This window comes from Acinetobacter sp. 1000160 (assembly GCF_000588715.1).
In the GTDB taxonomy this organism is placed as follows: domain Bacteria; phylum Pseudomonadota; class Gammaproteobacteria; order Pseudomonadales; family Moraxellaceae; genus Acinetobacter; species Acinetobacter courvalinii.
The window spans coordinates 509608-529851 of record NZ_JFWP02000002.1 but is presented as its reverse complement, the minus strand read 5'-3'; the positions used below and the strand labels follow the sequence as shown (position 1 = coordinate 529851).

19 protein-coding genes are annotated in these 20244 nt (G+C 44.3%); 7 read left to right on the top strand and 12 right to left on the bottom strand.

Going from position 1 to position 20244, the window contains the following annotated elements:
* Positions 1-98: 98 nt before the first annotated feature.
* The 9 genes from J699_RS12520 to J699_RS12560 all read right to left on the bottom strand — a co-directional run bounded on the left by J699_RS12520 (position 99) and on the right by J699_RS12560 (position 11164).
* The gene (locus tag J699_RS12520; protein WP_005231067.1) at positions 99-1370 is read right to left on the bottom strand and encodes a Glu/Leu/Phe/Val family dehydrogenase; all 1272 of its coding nucleotides are present in this window, start codon (positions 1368-1370) and stop codon (positions 99-101) included.
* 32 nt (positions 1371-1402) lie between these two features.
* On the bottom strand, positions 1403-2323 hold the full coding sequence (gene hutG, locus J699_RS12525) for a formimidoylglutamase (RefSeq protein WP_032867092.1): 921 nt from the start codon (positions 2321-2323) through the stop codon (positions 1403-1405).
* Positions 2324-2356: 33 nt separating this feature from the next.
* On the bottom strand, positions 2357-3562 hold the full coding sequence (gene hutI / locus J699_RS12530; RefSeq protein ID WP_032867089.1) for an imidazolonepropionase: 1206 nt from the start codon (positions 3560-3562) through the stop codon (positions 2357-2359).
* A gap of 52 nt (positions 3563-3614) precedes the next feature.
* Positions 3615-5027, bottom strand: coding sequence for an amino acid permease (locus J699_RS12535; RefSeq protein WP_032882774.1), 1413 nt, complete (start codon positions 5025-5027; stop codon positions 3615-3617).
* A 64-nt stretch (positions 5028-5091) separates the two neighbouring features.
* Positions 5092-6630: a histidine ammonia-lyase gene (gene hutH, locus J699_RS12540; RefSeq protein ID WP_005231073.1), complete on the bottom strand. Its 1539-nt coding sequence runs from the start codon at positions 6628-6630 to the stop codon at positions 5092-5094.
* A gap of 84 nt (positions 6631-6714) precedes the next feature.
* On the bottom strand, positions 6715-8391 hold the full coding sequence (hutU, locus tag J699_RS12545) for a urocanate hydratase (RefSeq protein WP_032867084.1): 1677 nt from the start codon (positions 8389-8391) through the stop codon (positions 6715-6717).
* 238 nt (positions 8392-8629) lie between these two features.
* Entirely contained in the window at positions 8630-9211 is a 582-nt protein-coding gene (locus J699_RS12550) for a HutD family protein (RefSeq protein ID WP_032867081.1), read from the bottom strand.
* Positions 9208-9960: a histidine utilization repressor gene (hutC, locus tag J699_RS12555; protein WP_032867079.1), complete on the bottom strand. Its 753-nt coding sequence runs from the start codon at positions 9958-9960 to the stop codon at positions 9208-9210. Before hutC ends, J699_RS12550 begins: the two co-directional genes overlap by 4 nt.
* A gap of 148 nt (positions 9961-10108) precedes the next feature.
* Positions 10109-11164, bottom strand: a complete 1056-nt coding sequence (locus J699_RS12560; RefSeq protein WP_032867078.1) for an aromatic ring-hydroxylating oxygenase subunit alpha — start codon at positions 11162-11164, stop codon at positions 10109-10111.
* Between the two features lie 164 nt (positions 11165-11328).
* Here J699_RS12560 and J699_RS12565 point away from each other — a divergent pair, with 164 nt between their 5' ends.
* From J699_RS12565 to J699_RS12590, 7 genes are all read left to right on the top strand, one after another.
* A complete protein-coding gene (locus J699_RS12565; RefSeq protein WP_032868232.1) occupies positions 11329-12261 on the top strand; it encodes a LysR family transcriptional regulator in 933 nt (310 codons plus the stop codon).
* Positions 12262-12389: 128 nt separating this feature from the next.
* Positions 12390-13340: an allantoinase PuuE gene (gene puuE / locus J699_RS12570; RefSeq protein ID WP_032882773.1), complete on the top strand. Its 951-nt coding sequence runs from the start codon at positions 12390-12392 to the stop codon at positions 13338-13340.
* A 100-nt stretch (positions 13341-13440) separates the two neighbouring features.
* Complete coding sequence (locus J699_RS12575) at positions 13441-13995, top strand: dihydrofolate reductase family protein (protein WP_032867073.1); 555 nt, start codon at positions 13441-13443, stop codon at positions 13993-13995.
* Between the two features lie 262 nt (positions 13996-14257).
* Complete coding sequence (locus J699_RS0218595; RefSeq protein ID WP_032867068.1) at positions 14258-14503, top strand: zinc ribbon domain-containing protein; 246 nt, start codon at positions 14258-14260, stop codon at positions 14501-14503.
* Between the two features lie 139 nt (positions 14504-14642).
* The gene (locus J699_RS12580) at positions 14643-15821 is read left to right on the top strand and encodes an OmpA family protein (protein ID WP_032867066.1); all 1179 of its coding nucleotides are present in this window, start codon (positions 14643-14645) and stop codon (positions 15819-15821) included.
* A gap of 286 nt (positions 15822-16107) precedes the next feature.
* Complete coding sequence (locus J699_RS12585) at positions 16108-16563, top strand: hypothetical protein (RefSeq protein ID WP_032867064.1); 456 nt, start codon at positions 16108-16110, stop codon at positions 16561-16563.
* Positions 16564-16648: 85 nt separating this feature from the next.
* Positions 16649-17089 carry a hypothetical protein gene (locus J699_RS12590; RefSeq protein ID WP_032867062.1) on the top strand — a complete coding sequence of 147 codons (441 nt, stop codon included), beginning with the start codon at positions 16649-16651 and terminating at the stop codon, positions 17087-17089.
* Positions 17090-17165: 76 nt separating this feature from the next.
* Here the strand turns inward: J699_RS12590 and J699_RS12595 are convergent, their stop codons facing one another.
* From J699_RS12595 to J699_RS12605, 3 genes are read right to left on the bottom strand one after another with little or no spacing between them, the layout of a single operon-like run.
* Positions 17166-18620 carry an amidohydrolase family protein gene (locus J699_RS12595; protein WP_032867060.1) on the bottom strand — a complete coding sequence of 485 codons (1455 nt, stop codon included), beginning with the start codon at positions 18618-18620 and terminating at the stop codon, positions 17166-17168.
* Positions 18617-19411, bottom strand: coding sequence for an ABC transporter permease (locus J699_RS12600; protein ID WP_032867057.1), 795 nt, complete (start codon positions 19409-19411; stop codon positions 18617-18619). Before J699_RS12600 ends, J699_RS12595 begins: the two co-directional genes overlap by 4 nt.
* Entirely contained in the window at positions 19404-20225 is an 822-nt protein-coding gene (locus J699_RS12605; protein WP_032867054.1) for an ABC transporter ATP-binding protein, read from the bottom strand. Before J699_RS12605 ends, J699_RS12600 begins: the two co-directional genes overlap by 8 nt.
* Positions 20226-20244: the final 19 nt, after the last annotated feature.

The following is a 20244-nucleotide window of genomic DNA, read 5'->3' as shown; positions in this document are numbered from 1 at the left end:
TTTTGAATAATAAATTATGAAAAACTTTTCCAGTTCCATAGAAATAAAAAACGACCTTAAAACATGCGTCTTAAGGTCGTTTCAAAAGCACAGCTCAATTAGCCTGGGAAGATACCACGCTCTTTACGTGCTTTTAAGATACGCTCACAACCCAAGATAAAGGCCGCTGTACGTAAGGTACATTCTTTTTCACTTGATTTATGCCATACATCGTTAATGGCTTGAATCATTAACTTGTCGAGTCTTTCGTTAATTTCTTCTTCAGACCAGAAGTAGCTCGACATATCCTGAACCCATTCGAAATAAGATACGGTTACACCACCCGCATTACAGATTACGTCAGGAACAACCGTGATACCACGTTCAACCAGGATATCATCTGCTTCTGGATAAGTCGGGCCGTTCGCGCCTTCAAGAACCAGTTTTGCCGATAAGTTTTTCGCACGTTCAACCGTGATCTGGCTTTCTAAAGCCGCAGGGATCAGGATATCCATGTCTACTGTCCAGAACTCTTCATCGCTGATCGCTTGAGCACCTTCAAAACCACCCACACCTTGATGAGTTTCCATGTAGGTTTTTAATGCAGCAAGATCAATGCCTTCAGGGTTATAAATCGTACCAGTATGATCCTGAATGGTCACGATTTTAGATTTTGAATCACCGAATAGATATGCAGCCTCACTACCCACGTTACCAAAACCCTGAACCGCGATTTTAGCGCCTTCTAAAGGTAATTTGATTTTTTCAGCAACTTGCTGACCTGTGATAAATACACCACGGCCTGTTGCCTTGATACGTCCCAGCGAACCGCCTAGGTGTACCGGTTTACCCGTTACCACACCTGTTACAGTATGACCTTGACCAGATGAATAAGTATCCATGATCCAGCCCATCACGTTTGGATTCGTCCCTACGTCAGGTGCAGGAATATCTTTTTGTGGGCCAATAATATGGCTGATTTCACTGGTATAACGGCGTGTTAAGCGTTCTAATTCACGTGGAGAAAGCTGACGCGGATCAACACGGATACCACCTTTTGCACCGCCGAATGGTAAATTCACCACCGCAGTCTTAATTGTCATCCATGCTGAAAGAGCCATTACTTCATTTAAATCTACATCTGGGTGATAGCGAATACCGCCTTTACCCGGACCACGTGACAAGTTGTGTTGTACACGATAACCTTCAAAATGACGGATAGTGCCATCGTCCATAACAATTGGCACGTCAACAATCAAAGCACGTTTTGGGCGCTTTAATGTATCCACATAACCTTCTAGACCTTCTAGATATGGAGCAACACGCTCAATCTGTTCAAGATAGGTTGCCCATGGACCGTCATTTTGAGAGACATAAGATAAATTAGACATGTTTTAACCTTTTGATGAATTCACATGATCCATCAATCAAATATGTAGTTAAAAATTATATAAGCGGCTAATTTGGCAGTTCTACTGTCCAAATCAAACCGTGGATTACATTCCGCCACATCAAAAACTTTAATCTTTCCGGTTTCCTTAATGGCCTCTAGTAATGGGTCAAAGACTGATAAATCAATTCCTTTTACCGCAGGTGCACTTACACCTGGAGCAATGCTAGCACTAAATACATCAAGATCAACTGTAATATACAAATAGTCAACTTTTCCGATAAAAGCATTGATTTTTTCGAGTAAAATTTCAACGTTTTTCGGTTGTAATTCAAAGTCGTAGATATAACTGCAATTTAGCCGGTCTGCCGTTTCAAAAAGGACTCGAGTATTTGAGTGTTTTGCTACCCCGATACACAGATAATGAAATTCTTGCTGATGCTGTTCAGACAGTCTTGCTGCATTTAAAAAAGGCGTACCTGAGGTGACATGTTCCGCTTCACGCAAGTCAAAATGGGCATCAAAATTAATGATACCGATTTTCTTATCCGGCTCATGATTTTGCAGATATTGAAACAGACCTGAAAAGCTACCAAAAGCCACTTCATGCCCACCGCCTAACACAATCGGTTTCATGCCCTGTTTTAGACTACGTTCTACCTGATCGGCCAGTTCAGCCTGTGCCTGTTCCAGTTTTCCATTGTCACATAGTACTGTACCCAGATCTGCAATTGTCACCGCTTGATGGACCGGCAAGTTTGCCAATTGTGCCCGAATCATATCTGGGGCATCGGCTGCACCTAAACGGCCTTTATTGCGTTTCACCCCTTCATCGGAACTAAAACCGATGAAAGCGAATGACGCGTGCTGCTGCGTATTGACCACCTGATGGAGACGTAAATGTGCTTCACCATCACCATCGTGTCGTCCTTGCCATTTAAATGAGTGATTCATTATCAATACCACGCTTTAAAAATAAGCCTAGGCTTAGATCGAAATTTCATTGCCATGCTGAATGATGCGTTTTGGCAAATCGCCACCTAACCAGTAAACGATTTCTGATGGATGCTCAATGTCCCAGGCAACAAAATCTGCCATTTTGCCCTGCTCCAGACTGCCATGCGTGTCTTGCAAGCCCAATGCATGTGCTGCATGAAGGGTTACCGCAGCTAAAGTCTGTTCAGGGGTTAAACGGAATAAGGTACTGCCCATATTCATCATTAAACGTAAAGATAAAGCTGGCGATGTACCCGGATTTAAATCACTGGACAAGGCAATCCGCACACCATGTTGCTGCAAGCTCTGCAACGGTGGATACTGGGTTTCTCTCAAGAAATAAAATGCGCCTGGCAATAACACTGCAACCGTCCCCGTAGCAGCCATGGCTTTCACATCCTCTTCTGTCATGAATTCCAGATGATCTGCCGACAAAGCCTGATAACGCGCGGCCAGACTTGAGCCACCGAGCGAAGAAAGCTGTTCTGCATGCAGCTTGATGGGTAGATTTAAAGACTGGGCTGTTTTAAAAACACGCTCAACCTGAGCAGGAGAAAATGCCAGATATTCACAAAAGGCATCCACTGCATCAACCAGACCTTCCTGATGCAATTTAGGCAGCATGTCATTACAGATATGCTCAATATACGCATCGCTTTGATCCTGATATTCAGGCGGCAAAGCATGCGCTGCCAAGCAGGTACTGCGAACCGTCATTGGCAGTGTTTCTGCAATCTGACGAATCACACGCAGCATTTTACGTTCGTTGGCGTAATCCAGACCGTAACCTGATTTAATCTCAATGGTGGTGACCCCATCTTTGAGCAGGCAACGAACGCGCTTCAGTGCTGATGCAAGCAACTGTTGTTCACTTGCTTCACGCGTGGCACGAACCGTACTGGCAATTCCACCACCACTCGCCGCGATCTCGGCATAACTGACACCTTGTAAGCGTTTTTCAAACTCAACACTACGGTTGCCGCCAAATACACTATGGGTATGACAATCAATTAAGCCGGGAGTCACCCAAGCGCCATTCAAATCAATGGTTTCGGAATAAGCATCGGCAGGAACATCGTCAAAGGTTCCAATCCAGTGGATGTGCTGCCCCGAAGTGACCATTGCAGCATGTTCGATACTGGAATATTGCCCATTTTGCATGGTGGCAATATGACAGTTTTTCCAAAGCTTTTTCATTCACATTTCCTCTCACTGCTCAGGTAGGATAAGTACCTGAGCAGTTTGATCTTTAGCTTTCCATTTCGATATTTTGTTGCAAGCTTGCGCTTTCTTTTACCGTATCTTTCTTCGGCTTCACCCAGATGCTATACGCAATCCAGAGTAGAACTAACCAGGTTGCACCGACATAAATTGCAGGTCGTGAGTCTGGGAAATATCCCATCATGGCTAAAATAAACAGCATGAACGCAATTGCAAATGCAGGGGCATACGGCCAGCCAATGACTGGGAAATCCAGTGCCTTGATTTCTTCTTTCGATAATTTACGACGCATCGCAACCTGAGAAAGTAGAATCATCAGCCAGACCCAAACGGTTGCAAAAGTCGCGATTGAAGCAATGATGATGAAGACATTTTCTGGAATCAGATAGTTCAGCAAGACACCAATTAACAACACGCCTGCCATCACCACCACGGTCATCCAAGGCACACCATTTTTCGAAATTTTCTGGAATACTTTTGGCGCTTGTCCACGGTTTGACATCCCGTACAGCATACGTCCTGCACCAAACACATCACTATTGATGGCAGATACAGCCGCTGTAATGACCACAATATTCAGAACGGTTGCCGCTGATCCAATGCCCAGATTTTCAAAAATCTGTACGAATGGACTGCCCTGACTACCAATCTGGTTCCACGGGAAAATCGACATCAATACAAAAATCGTCAGGACATAGAACAACAGGATACGTACCGGCACGGCATTAATCGCTTTTGGAATCGAAGTTTTTGGGTCTTGCGATTCACCAGCAGTGATCCCGATAATTTCAATCCCGCCAAAAGCAAATACCACCACAGATAAACAGGCAACCAAACCTGCAATGCCATTTGGCATAAAGCCTTCATGAATCCATAAATTTTGAATGCCTGTGGTAAAGCCACTGTGGTCCGCATGGAAACCGTAGAACATTAGCCCCAAACCACCAACAATCATGGCCACAATGGCAGTGACCTTGACGATGGAAAGCCAGAACTCAAGCTCGCCAAAGACCTTGACGTGAATCAGGTTGATTGCACCCAAGAACATGATCAGTGACAAAATCCAGATCCAGCGTGGCACATCGGGATACCAGAATCCCATATAGATTCCGAATGCTGTCACATCGGCAAGTGCAACGATGATCATTTCGAAAACGTAGGTCCAGCCGGTGGTAAAACCTGCAAGCGGGCCAATATATTGAGAAGCATAATGACTGAATGAACCTGATACCGGGTTATGTACCGCCATTTCACCGAGTGCGCGCATCACGATATAAATTGCAATCCCTGCAACAATATATGCGAGTAATACGGACGGGCCTGCCATTTTGATGGCAGTAGCCGAACCGTAAAAGAGTCCTGTCCCAATGGCTGAACCCAATGCCAAAAAACGAATATGGCGGGGGTTTTGCCCCCCCCGTAATGTGGGGGGGTGTGGCATTATAATCTCCAATCCTTGAGGAAATTTAGTTAGATTCGGCCACTCCATGTGACCGATTTATTGATCACACTTCAGACAAACTCGGTAATAGCTTCGGAATGAGTAATTCGTTCAGGCAACCACTCGCGAGCAATTCACTTGCCTGCTCGATATCTGGCGCAAAGAAACGATCTTCACTGTAGTAAGGCACTTGATCACGCAACACTTTACGCGCACGCTCAAGTTTTGGAGAACTCTTCAATCCTTCACGGAAATCAAGGCCCTGACATGCACCTAGCCATTCAACTGCAAGGATGCCGCGAACGTTGTCAGCCATATACCACAAGCGTTTCCCAGCATTCGGCGCCATGGAAACATGGTCTTCCTGATTTGCAGAAGTCGGTAAACTATCAACACTGGCAGGATGTGCAAGTGCTTTATTGTCACTTGCTAACGCAGCGGCTGTTACTTGAGCAATCATGAAGCCAGAATTGACTCCACCATTGGCAACCAGGAACGGCGGCAGCTGTGACATATGACGGTCCATCATCATGGAAATACGACGTTCAGACAATGAACCAATTTCTGCAATCGCCAATGCCAGATTATCCGCTGCCATGGCAACAGGTTCCGCATGGAAGTTACCACCCGAAATCACATCGCCTTCAGCAGCAAAGACCAATGGGTTATCCGATACCGCATTTGCTTCGATTTCCAGTACTTCTGCCGCCTGACGGATCTGGGTCAAACACGCCCCCATCACCTGTGGTTGGCAACGTAGTGAGTACGGATCTTGAACCTTGCTGCAATCTTCATGTGAATGAGAAATTTCACTTGATTCAGTCAACAAGTCACGATAAGCAGCAGCCACATCAATTTGACCACGTTGACCACGCACTTCATGAATACGTGCATCGAATGGCGCACGCGAACCCAGCATGGCTTCAACGCTTAAACCACCGCACACTGTTGCCGCAGCAAATAAATCTTCTGCTTCAAACAGACCCCGTAAAGCATAAGCGGTTGAAACTTGCGTACCGTTTAACAGTGCCAAACCTTCTTTCGCCGCTAAAGAAATTGGCTCTAGTCCTGCAATTTTAAGAGCTTCAACTGCCGGCAACCATTCACCTTTATAGCGTGCTTTACTTTCGCCTAATAACACCAGAGACATATGTGCCAGTGGTGCCAAGTCACCAGAAGCCCCCACAGAACCTTTGAGTGGAATATGCGGATAAACTTCGGCATTGATTAAAGCCAGAATGGCATCAATCACTTTACGGCGAATCCCCGAAAAACCACGTGCCAAGCTATTTGCTTTAAGCAACATAATCAGACGTACCATCGCATCATCAAGTGGCTCACCTACGCCAGCAGCGTGTGACAGTACCAATGAGCGCTGTAACTGCTCAAGGTCTTCTGGTGCAATTTTGGTTGAAGCCAGTAAACCAAAACCGGTATTGATCCCGTAGGCAGTACGGCCTTCATTCACGATTTTTTCGACACAAGCAACACTTGCATTAATGCCAGCAGAAGCGCTGTCATCGAGTTTCACTTTAATTGGATTTAAATAAGCGTGGCGCAGATCTGCTAAGCTAAGTTTGCCGGGTTGAATTAGAAGTTCCATTGTTGGCGTCCTGTTTTGCACTCTATTGTTCGCTTACGATGCTGTTTACACAATTGCAAAAAGCATCGTAATGTCCTTGTCTGTTTATTGCGTGATCATCGGCAAGTTCAAGCCTTGCTCTTTGGCACAGTCAATTGCGATGTCATAACCCGCATCGGCATGACGCATCACCCCTGTTGCAGGGTCATTGGTCAGTACACGTGCAATACGTGCTGCTGCTTCATCTGTACCATCACACACAATCACCACACCTGAGTGTTGCGAGAAGCCCATACCTACACCACCACCGTGGTGCAATGACACCCAGGTCGCACCGCCTGCTGTGTTGAGCAAGGCATTCAATAATGGCCAGTCCGATACGGCATCAGAACCATCTTTCATTGATTCGGTTTCACGGTTCGGACTAGACACTGAACCTGAATCCAGATGATCACGACCAATCACGATTGGTGCTGAAAGTTCACCGCTACGCACCATTTCATTAAATGCCAAGCCTAGTTTTGCGCGTAAGCCTAAGCCCACCCAGCAAATACGTGCTGGCAAACCTTGGAAGCTAATACGTTCACGCGCCATATCTAACCAGCGATGTAAATGTTCATCATCTGGAATGAGTTCTTTTACTTTGGCATCTGTCTTATAGATATCTTCCGGGTCACCTGACAGCGCAGCCCAACGGAACGGACCAATACCACGGCAGAACAATGGACGGATATAGGCAGGAACGAAGCCCGGGAAATCAAAGGCATTTTCTACGCCTTCATCTTGTGCCATTTGACGGATGTTGTTGCCGTAGTCAAAAGTTGGCACACCCATTTTCTGGAAGTCCAGCATGGCTTGAACATGTTGCGCCATCGATTGTTTCGCTGCTTTCACCACCACTTCTGGCTCAGTTTTAGCACGCTGACGGTACTCTTCCCATGTCCAGCCAATTGGCAAATAACCATTCAATGGATCATGTGCGCTGGTTTGGTCAGTCACCATATCTGGATGTACGCCACGACGAACTAATTCAGGTAGGATTTCTGCTGCATTGCCATGCAGTGCAATCGAAACTGCCTTACCTTCTTTGGTATATTTTTCAATACGCGCCAAAGCATCATCCAGATCAGTGGCTTGCTCATCGACATAACGGGTACGTAAACGGAAATCGATACTAGTTTGTTGACATTCGATATTAAGTGAACATGCACCTGCAAGTGTTGCAGCCAAAGGTTGTGCACCGCCCATACCGCCTAAACCAGCCGTTAATACCCAACGACCTGTCAAATCACCGTTATAATGCTGACGACCTGCTTCGACGAAGGTTTCATATGTGCCTTGTACAATCCCTTGGCTACCAATATAAATCCAAGAACCCGCTGTCATCTGGCCATACATTGCCAAACCTTTGGCATCCAGTTCATTGAAATGTTCCCAGTTGCCCCAGTGTGGAACCAGATTCGAGTTGGCGATCAAAACACGCGGTGCATCTTTATGGGTTTTGAACACACCCACTGGCTTACCCGATTGAACCAATAAAGTTTCATCTGTTTCTAAATTCTTTAGCGTTTCAACAATCTTGTCGAAACATTCCCAGTTACGTGCAGCACGACCGATACCACCGTAAACCACCAGTTCTTTTGGATTTTCTGCGACATCAGGATCTAGGTTATTCATCAACATACGTAGTGGCGCTTCTGTTAACCAGCTTTTGGCATTGAGCTGTGTACCACGCGGTGCGCGAATTTCTACATCACGAAATTTTGTTGTCGTTGTTGTCACAATCGGACTCCTTCCATTGAGTTTGAACCAGCAAATTAATCTGCTTTTACTGTATAGCAATGTATTAACTTGTATATACATCCATATACTACACAAAACTTTTATATTGAAAAGATGCTTTTCAATTCTTTTATGAAAATAAATTACAAACCAATGAAATAAATAGATTTATTTTTTGATCGACAATAAAAAACACATACAACCTGTGATCATATGTGTTTTTTAAAAAGTCTAAAAATTAGATTTTTGTGAGCTCAATGAGACAGGTCTGCTTTAAAAACTGTGACTTTATAAGCAATTTTTTTAATGTTTTTTGCTGCTCAATCTTGAGACTTTGCTGGTGTGCCAAATGAAAAACCTGCTGATCAACTTCAATTTCCAAGGGTTCTGGACTCTGATTAAAAATAAAAATCAGATCGGCTGAACTGAAAATCTCAGTGCTGGCTGACTCAAACAGCCATTGGTAGCGAGAACGCCATTTTGCAGGATTATAGATCAGATTAAAGTCCCGAATTGGTCCATCAATCAGTTCACAGCTGGTCTTTCGATCGCCACTAAATTGTGCAGATTGTAAAGTTTTCAGATGTTCGGAATCATCGTCAATATTCAATTCGATGCCGGCACCTTCCAGTACCGTGAGGATACGCTGCATGCCCTTAAATAGGGAAAAATCACCCGAATTTTTAACATCTGCCATGGATATACGCCAATCAAACGCATCCAGACTGTCACCGTCACTTCGCGCAAGTTCAATGGTATAACCCGCCCCGTTTTTCCATAGCATCTGCTGATAATCAGCTGTGTCTAAGTGCTGAATCATTGGGTAAATTTACCTTCCAGATAATAACGACTACCCGGATAAATCAAACGTGCACTGGAAATCAGCTGTTTATTCGACCAGGTACGGCGACGAATCAACAGACAAGGTTCAGTCTTATTAATTTTTAGCCATTTACATTCTTGTGCTGAGGCTAAAATTGCGGTGACCACATGCTCACCTTCAGTCACCGGCGCTTTCGACATTAAATACGCATTGGGTGTAATGCTTTTAAAGTCTTGTGCCAAATAATCTGGAATCAACACCGGATCGACCAGTCGATCTTCGATCTGAACTGGTACATCATTTTCATAATGCACGATAATCGAGTGAAAGAGCTTTTGCCCTTCCCGAATCTGCATCAGCATACTTTGTTCGGCATTGGCCTGAATCTGTTCCAGCACCAAGACTTCGGCATGATGCTTGTGGTTTCGGGCAATAATTTCTTCGGCAATGTTATTGACATGAAATAAAGCGGTACGCCCTTGTCCCTCGGCAACGAAAGAACCGACACCCTGAATACGCACCAATAAACCTTCGCTGGTAAGCTCGCGTAAAGCCCGATTCACGGTCATGCGACTACAGCCCAGTAGATTGACCAATTCACTTTCTGAAGGAATCTTTTTATTAACAGTCCAGCTTCCCTCATAAATCTTTTGTGAAATCATTTGTTTCACACGTAGATACAAAGGAACAGGACTATCTTCTTCTAAGGACAAATCTAAATCGTTTTGCTTTGTCGCTCTTGACATTGGCTAAAACTCATACTAAATATTCTAAGTCATTGTATATTGAATTGAGGTAAATTGTATATACAAGCCTATACAAATAAACAATTTAGGTTTAATAGAAGATAAACAACTCCGATTTAACCTCTTAAATATCCCAAATTTATTCAAGTTAAACCGTATAGCGTTTGCTTAAGCCCCATTCAGCCAAGATACGACGATACATCGCCGAAGAACGGTCTGCTTCAAAATGTGCTTCCATACTCATATCTAAAGGTAATTCTTCTGGCTTTTGTGCCTCTACCATCTCTTGATCTTCTGCAAAAATCTGCGCATTAAAATCATAGACCGCCTGTAAATCCTCCGTGGTATCGAAATTACGAGTTAACGGTACAAATAAACGGGTCTTATTATGTGAGACGGGGCAACAGGCATTTAAAATCTTGAGTATCCCGTCATTTGGAAAATGAATGGTCAACACTGCTGAAAATGGCGGATAAACATCAAAGATCCTTTCCCACACAAAATCATCGGGTGCTAGGTGCTGCATCCCATGCGGGTAGTTGCTGACATTACTGGTGTAGTTTGTATGTAAGCCATAATCGGTACGCTCGGTCGAATATTTAGGTACCACAGGATTGTCTCGATCGGCAAAGGCCTGATGATGTACCCAGGCAAAGTGTGCGACATCAATAAAACCTTCCAATTGACGACCGCTGGAACCTGCAATATCCACAGAAGGCGGCAAAATGGCTTGATGTGTCTCACTCTCCCATGTGTCTAACACAGGAAAATTCGCCAAACTCTCATCTCTGCCCAAAATGCTAGTCCAGATCAATCCATATTTTAAAACCACAGGAAACTTGGTCAGCGAAAAGCGCTCTGAGATTTTAGTTAAATCAGGTTGCGCTGGAATTTTGCTGCATTTGCCATCTTCATTAAAATGTAAGCCATGATAAGGACAAATCAAAGTATCTCCCTCAACCCAACCCTTACTTAAAGGCACACCGCGATGCGGGCAAATATCCCGAGCCAGATGAATCTGTCCTGTTTCTGTCTGATACAGCGCCAAGTTCATATCCAGTAAGGTCACTTGCTGCGGTTTACTGCTCACATCTTCGATACGTGCCACGGCATACCAATGCTGCGCAAGAATCTGCCAGTCCTGATCATCAAATTGGCTATGGCATGGCTTATCGGGAAGATTGATGAATGGAATTGCGTTCATATCCTGTGCTCGTTATTTCGTATTTCTGCTGTTGTTTGCAGTGTGGAATAGATCAATATTCTCGTCCATTAGAATGATTTATATGCATCATTCTAAAAATTAGAACAGCCTAGGCACTAAAATTGCTTTTGCATCTGCATCAGTTTTTATATTGAGAGCCTATGATGGCAATGCCGTTTTCACGTTTTGCAGATTATTTTATTGCCGTAGCCAAAACAGGCAGTTTAAGAAAAGCGGCCGATCAACTTTTTATTTCTGTCTCCGCCGTACATCGACAAATCGTTTTGGCAGAAGAAGAACTCGGTGTGGCTTTATTTGAACGTTTGCCCAATGGACTCAAGCTGACCTTGGCTGGCGAATTACTCTATGCCGATCTACGCAGCTGGCAAAAAGAGTTTCAAGCTACACAAAAGCGTTTAAATGAAATCCAGGGTTTACAGCGCGGTTCCATTGATTTTGGAATGATTGCAGCGCTCAGTGAAAGTTTTGTCAGTACCGTGATGCAGTCGATTGCTCAGCAATATCCATGGATTAATTTTAAGCTTCGGGTCTTGGACAGTGAGCGTATCGCTGATCTGGTAATCAATGCTGAACTCGACTTTGGCTTGATACTGAATCCCAAATATCAGCACCAATTACAGATCAGTGCCTTTATTGAAATGCCCTTGGGTTTCGTCATTCCCAAACAGCATGCTTTAGCCCATAAAGAAAAAATCTACTTTTCCGATACGCTGGAGTTCAATCATATTGTTGCTGCCGAACCATTGATTATTCATGATCATGTGCATGCACTCTATAAAAAGCATGACTTCAACCCAGCACACACAATCGAATGTAATGATATCCGCATGATGGTCTCATTGCTTAAGCAAAACTTAGGCATCAGCATCATGAGTTATCTGGATGCAGCCCCTTATATTGAAAATGGTCCGTTTGAGTTTAGAACAATCAATGACCAAGATCTTCATCCGATTACGGTCGCACTTTGTACTGCACCAAAACGGCAACTTTCCCGAATTGCGCAAATCATGATGAATCATATCATTATCGAGATGGAGGCACTAAAATCGCGCATGCTAATGAATATTCATCAATAACATGGTATTTTTGCACCAAAATAAAACACTCAAGCTATTGATTTAAATAAATATAGTGTTTGACACTCAAAGATTCAATCGGTTAATTTGATGTGAAGATTCACCTTTTTCACGATTCAGGCATTGCTATGGTTTGGTCCAGTACAGACACTCATTTAACAGCAGATTATCCACGCGATATGGTCGGTTATGCTGATCAACCACCCCATGCCCAATGGCCCAATCAAGCAAAAATAGCGGTGCAGTTTGTGCTGAATTATGAAGAAGGGGGTGAAAAACATATTTTGCATGGCGATGAAGGTTCGGAACAGTTCTTATCTGAAATCAGTGGCGCAGAAAGTTATCCAGCACGGCACCTTTCAATGGACTCGATTTACGAATATGGCTCACGGGTCGGTTTTTGGCGGATTCAGCAGGAATTTGCCAAACGTCAATTGCCTATGACCATTTTTGCCGTTGCCATGGCTTTGCAACGGAATCCATTGGTGGTCGAAGCCATCAAACAACACAACTATGATGTGGTTTCACATGGCTTACGCTGGATTCATTATCAGAATATGGATATTGAAACCGAGAAACAACATATGGATGAAGCCATGCACATCCTTAAAGATTTGTTTGGTGAAATGCCGACAGGCTGGTATACAGGCCGTGATAGCCCGAATACCCGTCAATTATTGGCGGAATATAATCAGGTGCAATATGACAGTGATTATTACGGTGATGACTTACCTTTTTGGACAACACTCCGCAATGCAGCAGGTGCAACCCGTCCGCATTTAATTATTCCCTATACACTTGATACCAATGATATGAAATTTGCATCCCCTACGGGTTTTAATCGTAGTGAGGATTTTTTTGAATATTTAAAAGATGCTTTTGACGTCCTCTATGCAGAGGGAGCAACCTCGCCCAAGATGCTTTCTATTGGCATGCATTGCCGCATTTTAGGACGTCCTGCCCGTTTTAAGGCGCTACAACGCTTCTTAGATTATGTACAAAATCATGATCGGGTCTGGATTTGTACCCGTCAGCAAATTGCTGAGCATTGGTATACGCATCATCCTTTTCAAGCTTAAGTTTATTAAAGCGTCCTAAAGTGTCGTATATCCGATTTAAACAATTTATCCAAAGAAAATAAGTTTTAAGCTACTCCTTTAGAATAAGGAGATGAACAGAATGAAAGTACAATATTTTGCAGCGAGTACATTAGATGGATTTATTGCGACCGAAGACGATTCTTTAGAATGGTTATTTACATTAGGCGGACTAGATAACTCAAGTTATCCAACCTTTATTGCAAATGTTGGTGCTCTGGTGATGGGTTCAGCAACTTATGAATGGATATTGAATAACGCAGAGCAAGTTGCTGCCGAAACAGGTTCCCCTTGGCCCTATACTCAGCCAACCTGGGTGTTTTCCAGCCGTAAACTGCCCCTAATTGAAGGAGCAAATATCCATTTTGTGCAAGGTGACATCACTCCTGTTTATGCTGAAATTCAATCCATCATTGCGGATAAGAATATCTGGGTTGTAGGTGGTGGCGAATTGGCTGGCCAGTTTTATGATGCAAATTTGCTTGATGAACTCATTATACAAATTGGTTCAGTCACACTTGGGAAAGGAAAAGCACTATTTCCCCGACGAGTACTTGCGCCAACGCTTAAATTAATCTCCGTTCATCACATGGGGGAAGGTATGGTTGAATTACATTATACCGTTGCACCCATATAAAATTAGTCAGATGTTGAATGCCTTAAATGATCTATTGCCTTAAATGATTTATTTATCTACCTTACTAGAGAACAGCAAAGCAATTGGCAAACTCCTCAACTCAGTCGAAACAACCCATTCTGTTAAATAAAATGGGTGATTCGGAAGAATTTTCCAATCTTTTAGCTGATACAATTTTATGATCTGATTGCGAATCGACAACAGTGTCTATACGGCATTTCTTAATGTCCAAAGGGAAAATAACTTAAAAGGAAGAACACTTATGGCGCTTATTTCATGCCCCGAATGCAGCAGTCAGGTTTCGACCCAAGCCAACTCCTGCCCGCATTGCGGTTATCCGCTGCAGACCCAACGTCACACGCCCGAGTCAGGGGCATTACAATCACCGCATGTCTTGAGCCGCGCCATCATGGCACTCGGTGCTTGGCTGGTCACACCCTGGATCGCGCGACTTCTGTTCGGACTAGCGGTGCTTGTCTTCGCCTATTTTTTACTCAAGAGTAAATAATTGATCTTAATGAAATAACTACATCACCTTGTTGTGGAGTTGTACACGTGATTTTTATTAAGCAACATAGGCATTTGAAGGATTTAAAGCGACTTAATTAAAACAAAACACGGTCAATATATAAGTAGAGTAATTAGACATGTTTTCAATGAACAGGTTCATGGTGCTGGGAATGGCATTGCTCGCTTGCTCTTGCACGAAGTCACCCTCGGCTGACGAGCAAAAGACCAATGATGCGACTGCGAAAACTGCCAAAGTCGCAGCCAAGTCCGCCGGGGATGTCGACTTCCCGGTGATCCCGCAAATCGTCGTGCCGGAGATCATCGGCATTGGCCCGGCCCAGCGAGCACTGGAAGCATCAATGCAAGACATCATTGATCCAGTTGCTGGGATTAGCGTTAAGCCCGCTCACTGTGCAACCGACGGCGCATTACTCAACGATGTAGGCATCACCAGCATGGATGCGCAAGGCAATCTATCGCGTAACGGTAATGAAGGCATCTTCCATATCAACGCAGATGGCAGTGGCACCGCCAACTATGAAGGCGGCGTCATCGTCGTCAACGCAGACGGTAGTGGTACAATCAACGGTAATGGCGACGGTGGTGCTGACGATGGGATCATCTCGGTCGAGGCCGACGGTTCGGGCACGTATAACGGCAAGTACGGCATCATCGTGCTGGACGGCAAAGGTGGAGGCACCTGGAACGGTGAACATGGTGTGATTCGCAACGAAGGTGATGGTTCAGGTAGTTGGAACGGTCCGCAAGGCATTGTCACTATCAATGCCGATGGCAGCGGTACCTGGAACGGCCCACATGGGTTGGTAAGCAACGACGGTAAAGGGAACGGCAGCATAGGTACACCAGCACGTCAAGTGAAAATGGCACCAATTCCCAAGGTCGCGCCAGCTGGCAAGTTTCCGCCGTTAACAAAATTCGCTCCATCAGGCGCGCCATGCGGGTTCATCATCACTCTCAATGATCAGGTGTTGTTCGATTTCGACAAGTCAGATATCCGTCCTGACGCAGCCAAGGTGCTGGACAGCTTGGCCGTGGCCTTGCAGAAAGTACCAGCCAAGGCAATAGAAATTCGCGGTCATACAGATGCCAAGGGCAGTGACGCTTACAATCTGGATTTGTCCGAGCGGCGTGCCAAATCAGTGGGCATGGCCTTGCGCCAGCGTGGTGCCGCAGCTGCCGCCAGTACACATGGTTACGGCGAGTCGCAGCCTGTAGCGCCCAACGAGGTCAGCGGTCAAGACAACCCCGCCGGCAGACAGTTGAACCGACGGGTGGAAATCTTCGTGCGCACTTGATGATGTTGAATGGCTTATCTAGCCTGTAAATACTGATAAAGCAATTAAAGAACTCCTCAACTCAATCTACATAACCCATTCTGTTAAATAAAATGGGTTATTCGGAAGAATTATCCCATCTTTGAACTGATACAATTTTATGAGCTGATTGCGAATCGAGGAGATGCGTTTATACGACACTCCTTAATGCTCAAATGGAAAATAACTAACTACGATAAAATTAAAATTTAAATCAGTATCATTATTTAAATGGTGAGTAATGGTGCAGTTTTTGGAGATATAAATCATGAAATACGATGATGCTTCTTGGCATTATGGAGGTGACTTCCCTGTAGATCTTCCACAAGAAGCAGGAGCAACCCATATTGGAATGTTTTTAACATGGATGCTTCTTCACAACTTTGCTAGTGAAGAATTAATTGAAGATTCACGAGATGCAATTGAACATCTAAAGACAAAACAAATTACAGGAGCACATTTTCTCATTGATGAACTTGATGAGAAGCTCACTGACAATGATTTTAACGAAGAAGGTAATGCTTTTGCTTTGGCGTATTACGAAGGATTAAATAATGATAGTCGATATATTGATGACTACTTGCTTAGCTTTTCGGTAGATACGAATAACGTGTATAGAGTCGCTGATACTTGGGAAAATTACCACAAATTGGCAAACCATATTGCTGAAAGGTATCGTAGGTGGGTCATGGATGGTAGGCCAAAATACATAGCTGAACGGTAGCGATAAAACAGTAATCAAAAACTCTCTGAAAAAATAAAGCTTAATATATAAAAAATGTTTTTTAATAATGAACTAGAGGTATTTCGTGTCCTTATATCAAAAAGGAAAATATTGGTATGGTCAAAATCGAGACGACTTGCGTTTAGAAATGACTCGTTTTAGCTACCTAAATGGTTATGAAGCAAAAGAATTTGCATCAAGTTTCTGTCGATGTGGAAACCATATTTTCTGTTTAGAAAGTGACGAAAATGAAGGAATTGCTAGAAGGATCTGTACTCAATGTAACCATGCACATTTGATGGGAGATAGTGCTGAATATATTGAGAATGCCGAGCTAGAAGAACATATTTGTATTTGTGACAATGAACAATTTGAACTGGAATCTGCAGTTGCACTTTATGATGGATCAGATGATGTCCGCTGGTATTACATAGGCTGTCGTTGTACAAACTGCTCACTTATTGGTGTATTTGCAGATTGGAAATGTGAAGGCGGAAATGCAACCAAATTTTTAGCTAAAATATAAACACAAGTATTTTAACTCTTGGATAGTCACTCTTTAAGAAAGAGAGCTATCCAATTCCATAAGGTAATCCATTAGCTTAGGCTATTTTTGCCATACCCATACTGCGCTGTTGTAACAGCTTCACCGCTTGCTTGGCTTGCCAAGCCAACTCCATCATATCCAGATCAGGAACCTGATCATTTTCCATCACCATTTTCCCTGCTACAAACATCGCTTTAATATGCGCGCGTCCACCACTTGCCACAGGTCCAATCGCCATATCATGTAATCCAAAATAACGAGGATCATCTAACTGATATATGACCAAGTCAGCCTGTTGCCCCACTTCGATTGTCCCGACTTGATCAAGCCCTAAAATCTTGGCTCCCCCCATCGTTCCCCAACGGATTACATCCTCAATACTGGCAGCATCTGCACCACCTTCAAATTGCCCTCCCTCATATTGTGGCTTGGCTAACATCCCCTTTCTGGCTCGCTGCAATAACCAAGCGGCATGGGTTTCAGACAACATATCTGCAGCTTCATTGGAACCTGCACCATCTACCCCGATCGAAATCGTCATGCCTGCCTGTTCCAAAGCAACCAGATCGGCAATACCACTGCCCAAACGGGCATTACTCTGCGGGCAATGTGCAATGCCTGTCTGAGTTTGTCCCAGCAACTGAATTTCTTCGGGTAATAATTTCACCAGATGCGCAAACCAGACATCACTGCCAATCCAGTCCTGCTCGGCACAGAACTGGACTGGGGTCATACCAAACTTGGCGCGTGCTGCATCCAGATAATCCACCGTTTCAGATAAATGGCTATGCATCCGAATCCCCAATTGTCTGGCGACTTTGGCGCTTTCCCGTAATTGTTGTGCTGTAGTCGAATGCAAGGTTGAAGTCGGTGCCATCACGATTTTTCGGAAAGCTTTTGAATCGGGTTGATGATAGTGCCGCACCAAACGCTCAATATCCGCCATATAGTCTTCAAATTTCTCAGGTCGTAGGGCTTGAGGCAATTCACTTTCCAAGCCACGTGTAAGTGTTGCTCCACCACGACACAACACAAAGCGCATACCCAGTTTTTCGGCTTCATCAAATAAAATCGCAGCGCCATCAAATGGCATCTTGGGCCAATACAAATAATGATGGTCGGCTACCGTTGCACACCCCGAGCGTAATAGCTCGACAAGACCAATCCGTACTGCAACCCTGAAAGTGTTTTCATCAAACGCACCACGAAACCGATACGGCGTACTGGCAAGCCATGAGGTCAGATTTTGATTCAACCCTTGTGGCTCACCCTTTAACAAGGACTGAAATAAATGATGATGGGTATTCACCCATGCCGGGTAAATTACACAATCTTTAGCATCAATCACCTGTTCATTCGGCTGAGCATTTAACCGACCTATTTCAGTAATTTGTCCTGATTGGATACGGATATCAGTGGATGAAGCACGTGCAGCCTCTCCAGATAAACCCGTTAAAATGGCATGGGCATTTTGAATTAAATAGCTTTGATTTAATTGCTTTGGACTCATACTTGCTCACTCTCATGCCATTTACTTAAAAAGAACTGGCTTAATAAAGACATCACGACAAATAAGCCCAAACCCGTGCAAGTAATTAGGAATAGTGCAGCAAACATCAGTGGTAAATCCAGTTGAAAACCTGCTTGCAAGATTTGATAAGCCAAACCTGCACTGGTGCCACCCGCACCGGCAACGAACTCGGAAACCACCGCACCAATCAGCGCCAAGCCACAGGAAATCCGCAAGCCACCAAAGAAATAAGGCAACGCATTCGGCACACGTAAGCGCATCAGAATCTGCCAGCGACTGGCTTTATTGATTTGGAAAAGGTTAAGCAAACCTTTATTGACACTACGCAGACCTAAGGTGGTATTGGTTAATATGGGAAAAACCGCAACCAGCATGGCACACACCACTAACGCTAAAGTGGTATTTTGAATCCAGATGATGACCAGAGGTGCAATCGCGACAATCGGTGTGACCTGAAATAAAATGGCATAAGGCATAAAACAGGCTTCGAGCACGCGACTCTGTACAAACACAAAAGCGACCAATGTACCGATCATCACCGCGCATGCAAAAGCCAATAAGGTAATTTTTAGAGTGACCCATAAACTGCCAAATAACATACTGGATTGATGAATCAATGCCATCACAATATCACTAGGCTTGGGTACCACATAAACAGGCACCGCAAGCTGCTGGAAGCTCAACTGCCAAATCAGCAGAAAGACCAGCCCCAAACCAAGCGGAGCCGCGATACGTTGTACGGTTGGATGTTGTATCAAGGGTTTAATCATGAGCATGCCCTCCACTTGCCTCAGCCAATAATTGCGATAGATGCGAACATTGTCGGATAAAAATCTCTGAGCTTCGGAAAGCATCGTCACGTAAATAAGGTCCTTCAATGTCCAGATCGGCGACTACCCGCCCAGGCCGTGCGCCCATCACAATAACCCGTGAAGATAGATACATGGCCTCATAAATACTATGAGTCACAAACACCACCGTGAGATCTCGCTCTGACCATAATTGCCGGATATCACTATCCAGTTTATGGCGAGTAAACTCATCCAAAGCGCCAAAAGGTTCATCCATCAATAACAGATCAGGTTCAGTCACCAAGGCTCTGGCCAAAGAGGCACGCATTTGCATGCCGCCCGAAAGTTCCCGTGGATAGGCTTTACTAAATTTCTCTAAACCTACAGCTGCTAAAGCCGCCATCACTTTCGGGGTACTCACTGATTTTGAGATATGTTGTAAATCGAGAGGTAAACGCACATTGTCTTCGATATTGGCCCATGGCATCAGCGTTGCCTCCTGAAACACCATGGCCATTTTGCATTGCGATTGCATCTCAGCCTTGCCATTCCAGCGCACCACTCCGGCAGATGGGTGCTCCAGATCGGCAAACATTTTTAGCAAGGTACTTTTACCGCAACCTGACGGCCCCAGTAATGAAACAATTTCACCACGGGCAATATTTAAATCTAATCGTTGTAAGGCGTTGGTGCCATTTGGATAGGTTTTTTCAACCCCTCTGGCCATAATCATCGGCGTAATAAAGCTCGAAGACTCATGTATTGGTGTATCCATTGGTAAAGCAGAATTCATGTGGTTTCCCCCTTCGTGC

Bases quoted from the DNA above. Each gene is read 5' to 3' on its own strand.
- J699_RS12600 (WP_032867057.1), bottom strand. From the start codon at position 19,411: ATGATTAAACCCTTGATACAACATCCAACCGTACAACGTATCGCGGCT.
- J699_RS12595 (WP_032867060.1), bottom strand. From the start codon at position 18,620: ATGAGTCCAAAGCAATTAAATCAAAGCTATTTAATTCAAAATGCCCAT.
- hutI (WP_032867089.1), bottom strand. From the start codon at position 3,562: ATGAAAAAGCTTTGGAAAAACTGTCATATTGCCACCATGCAAAATGGG.
- hutG (WP_032867092.1), bottom strand. From the start codon at position 2,323: ATGAATCACTCATTTAAATGGCAAGGACGACACGATGGTGATGGTGAA.
- J699_RS12580 (WP_032867066.1), top strand. From the start codon at position 14,643: ATGTTTTCAATGAACAGGTTCATGGTGCTGGGAATGGCATTGCTCGCT.
- J699_RS12535 (WP_032882774.1), bottom strand. From the start codon at position 5,027: ATGCCACACCCCCCCACATTACGGGGGGGGCAAAACCCCCGCCATATT.
- J699_RS12550 (WP_032867081.1), bottom strand. From the start codon at position 9,211: ATGATTCAGCACTTAGACACAGCTGATTATCAGCAGATGCTATGGAAA.
- J699_RS12560 (WP_032867078.1), bottom strand. From the start codon at position 11,164: ATGAACGCAATTCCATTCATCAATCTTCCCGATAAGCCATGCCATAGC.
- hutC (WP_032867079.1), bottom strand. From the start codon at position 9,960: ATGTCAAGAGCGACAAAGCAAAACGATTTAGATTTGTCCTTAGAAGAA.
- hutH (WP_005231073.1), bottom strand. From the start codon at position 6,630: ATGGAACTTCTAATTCAACCCGGCAAACTTAGCTTAGCAGATCTGCGC.
- puuE (WP_032882773.1), top strand. From the start codon at position 12,390: ATGGTTTGGTCCAGTACAGACACTCATTTAACAGCAGATTATCCACGC.
- J699_RS12565 (WP_032868232.1), top strand. From the start codon at position 11,329: ATGGCAATGCCGTTTTCACGTTTTGCAGATTATTTTATTGCCGTAGCC.
- J699_RS0218595 (WP_032867068.1), top strand. From the start codon at position 14,258: ATGGCGCTTATTTCATGCCCCGAATGCAGCAGTCAGGTTTCGACCCAA.
- J699_RS12520 (WP_005231067.1), bottom strand. From the start codon at position 1,370: ATGTCTAATTTATCTTATGTCTCTCAAAATGACGGTCCATGGGCAACC.
- J699_RS12585 (WP_032867064.1), top strand. From the start codon at position 16,108: ATGAAATACGATGATGCTTCTTGGCATTATGGAGGTGACTTCCCTGTA.
- J699_RS12605 (WP_032867054.1), bottom strand. From the start codon at position 20,225: ATGAATTCTGCTTTACCAATGGATACACCAATACATGAGTCTTCGAGC.
- J699_RS12575 (WP_032867073.1), top strand. From the start codon at position 13,441: ATGAAAGTACAATATTTTGCAGCGAGTACATTAGATGGATTTATTGCG.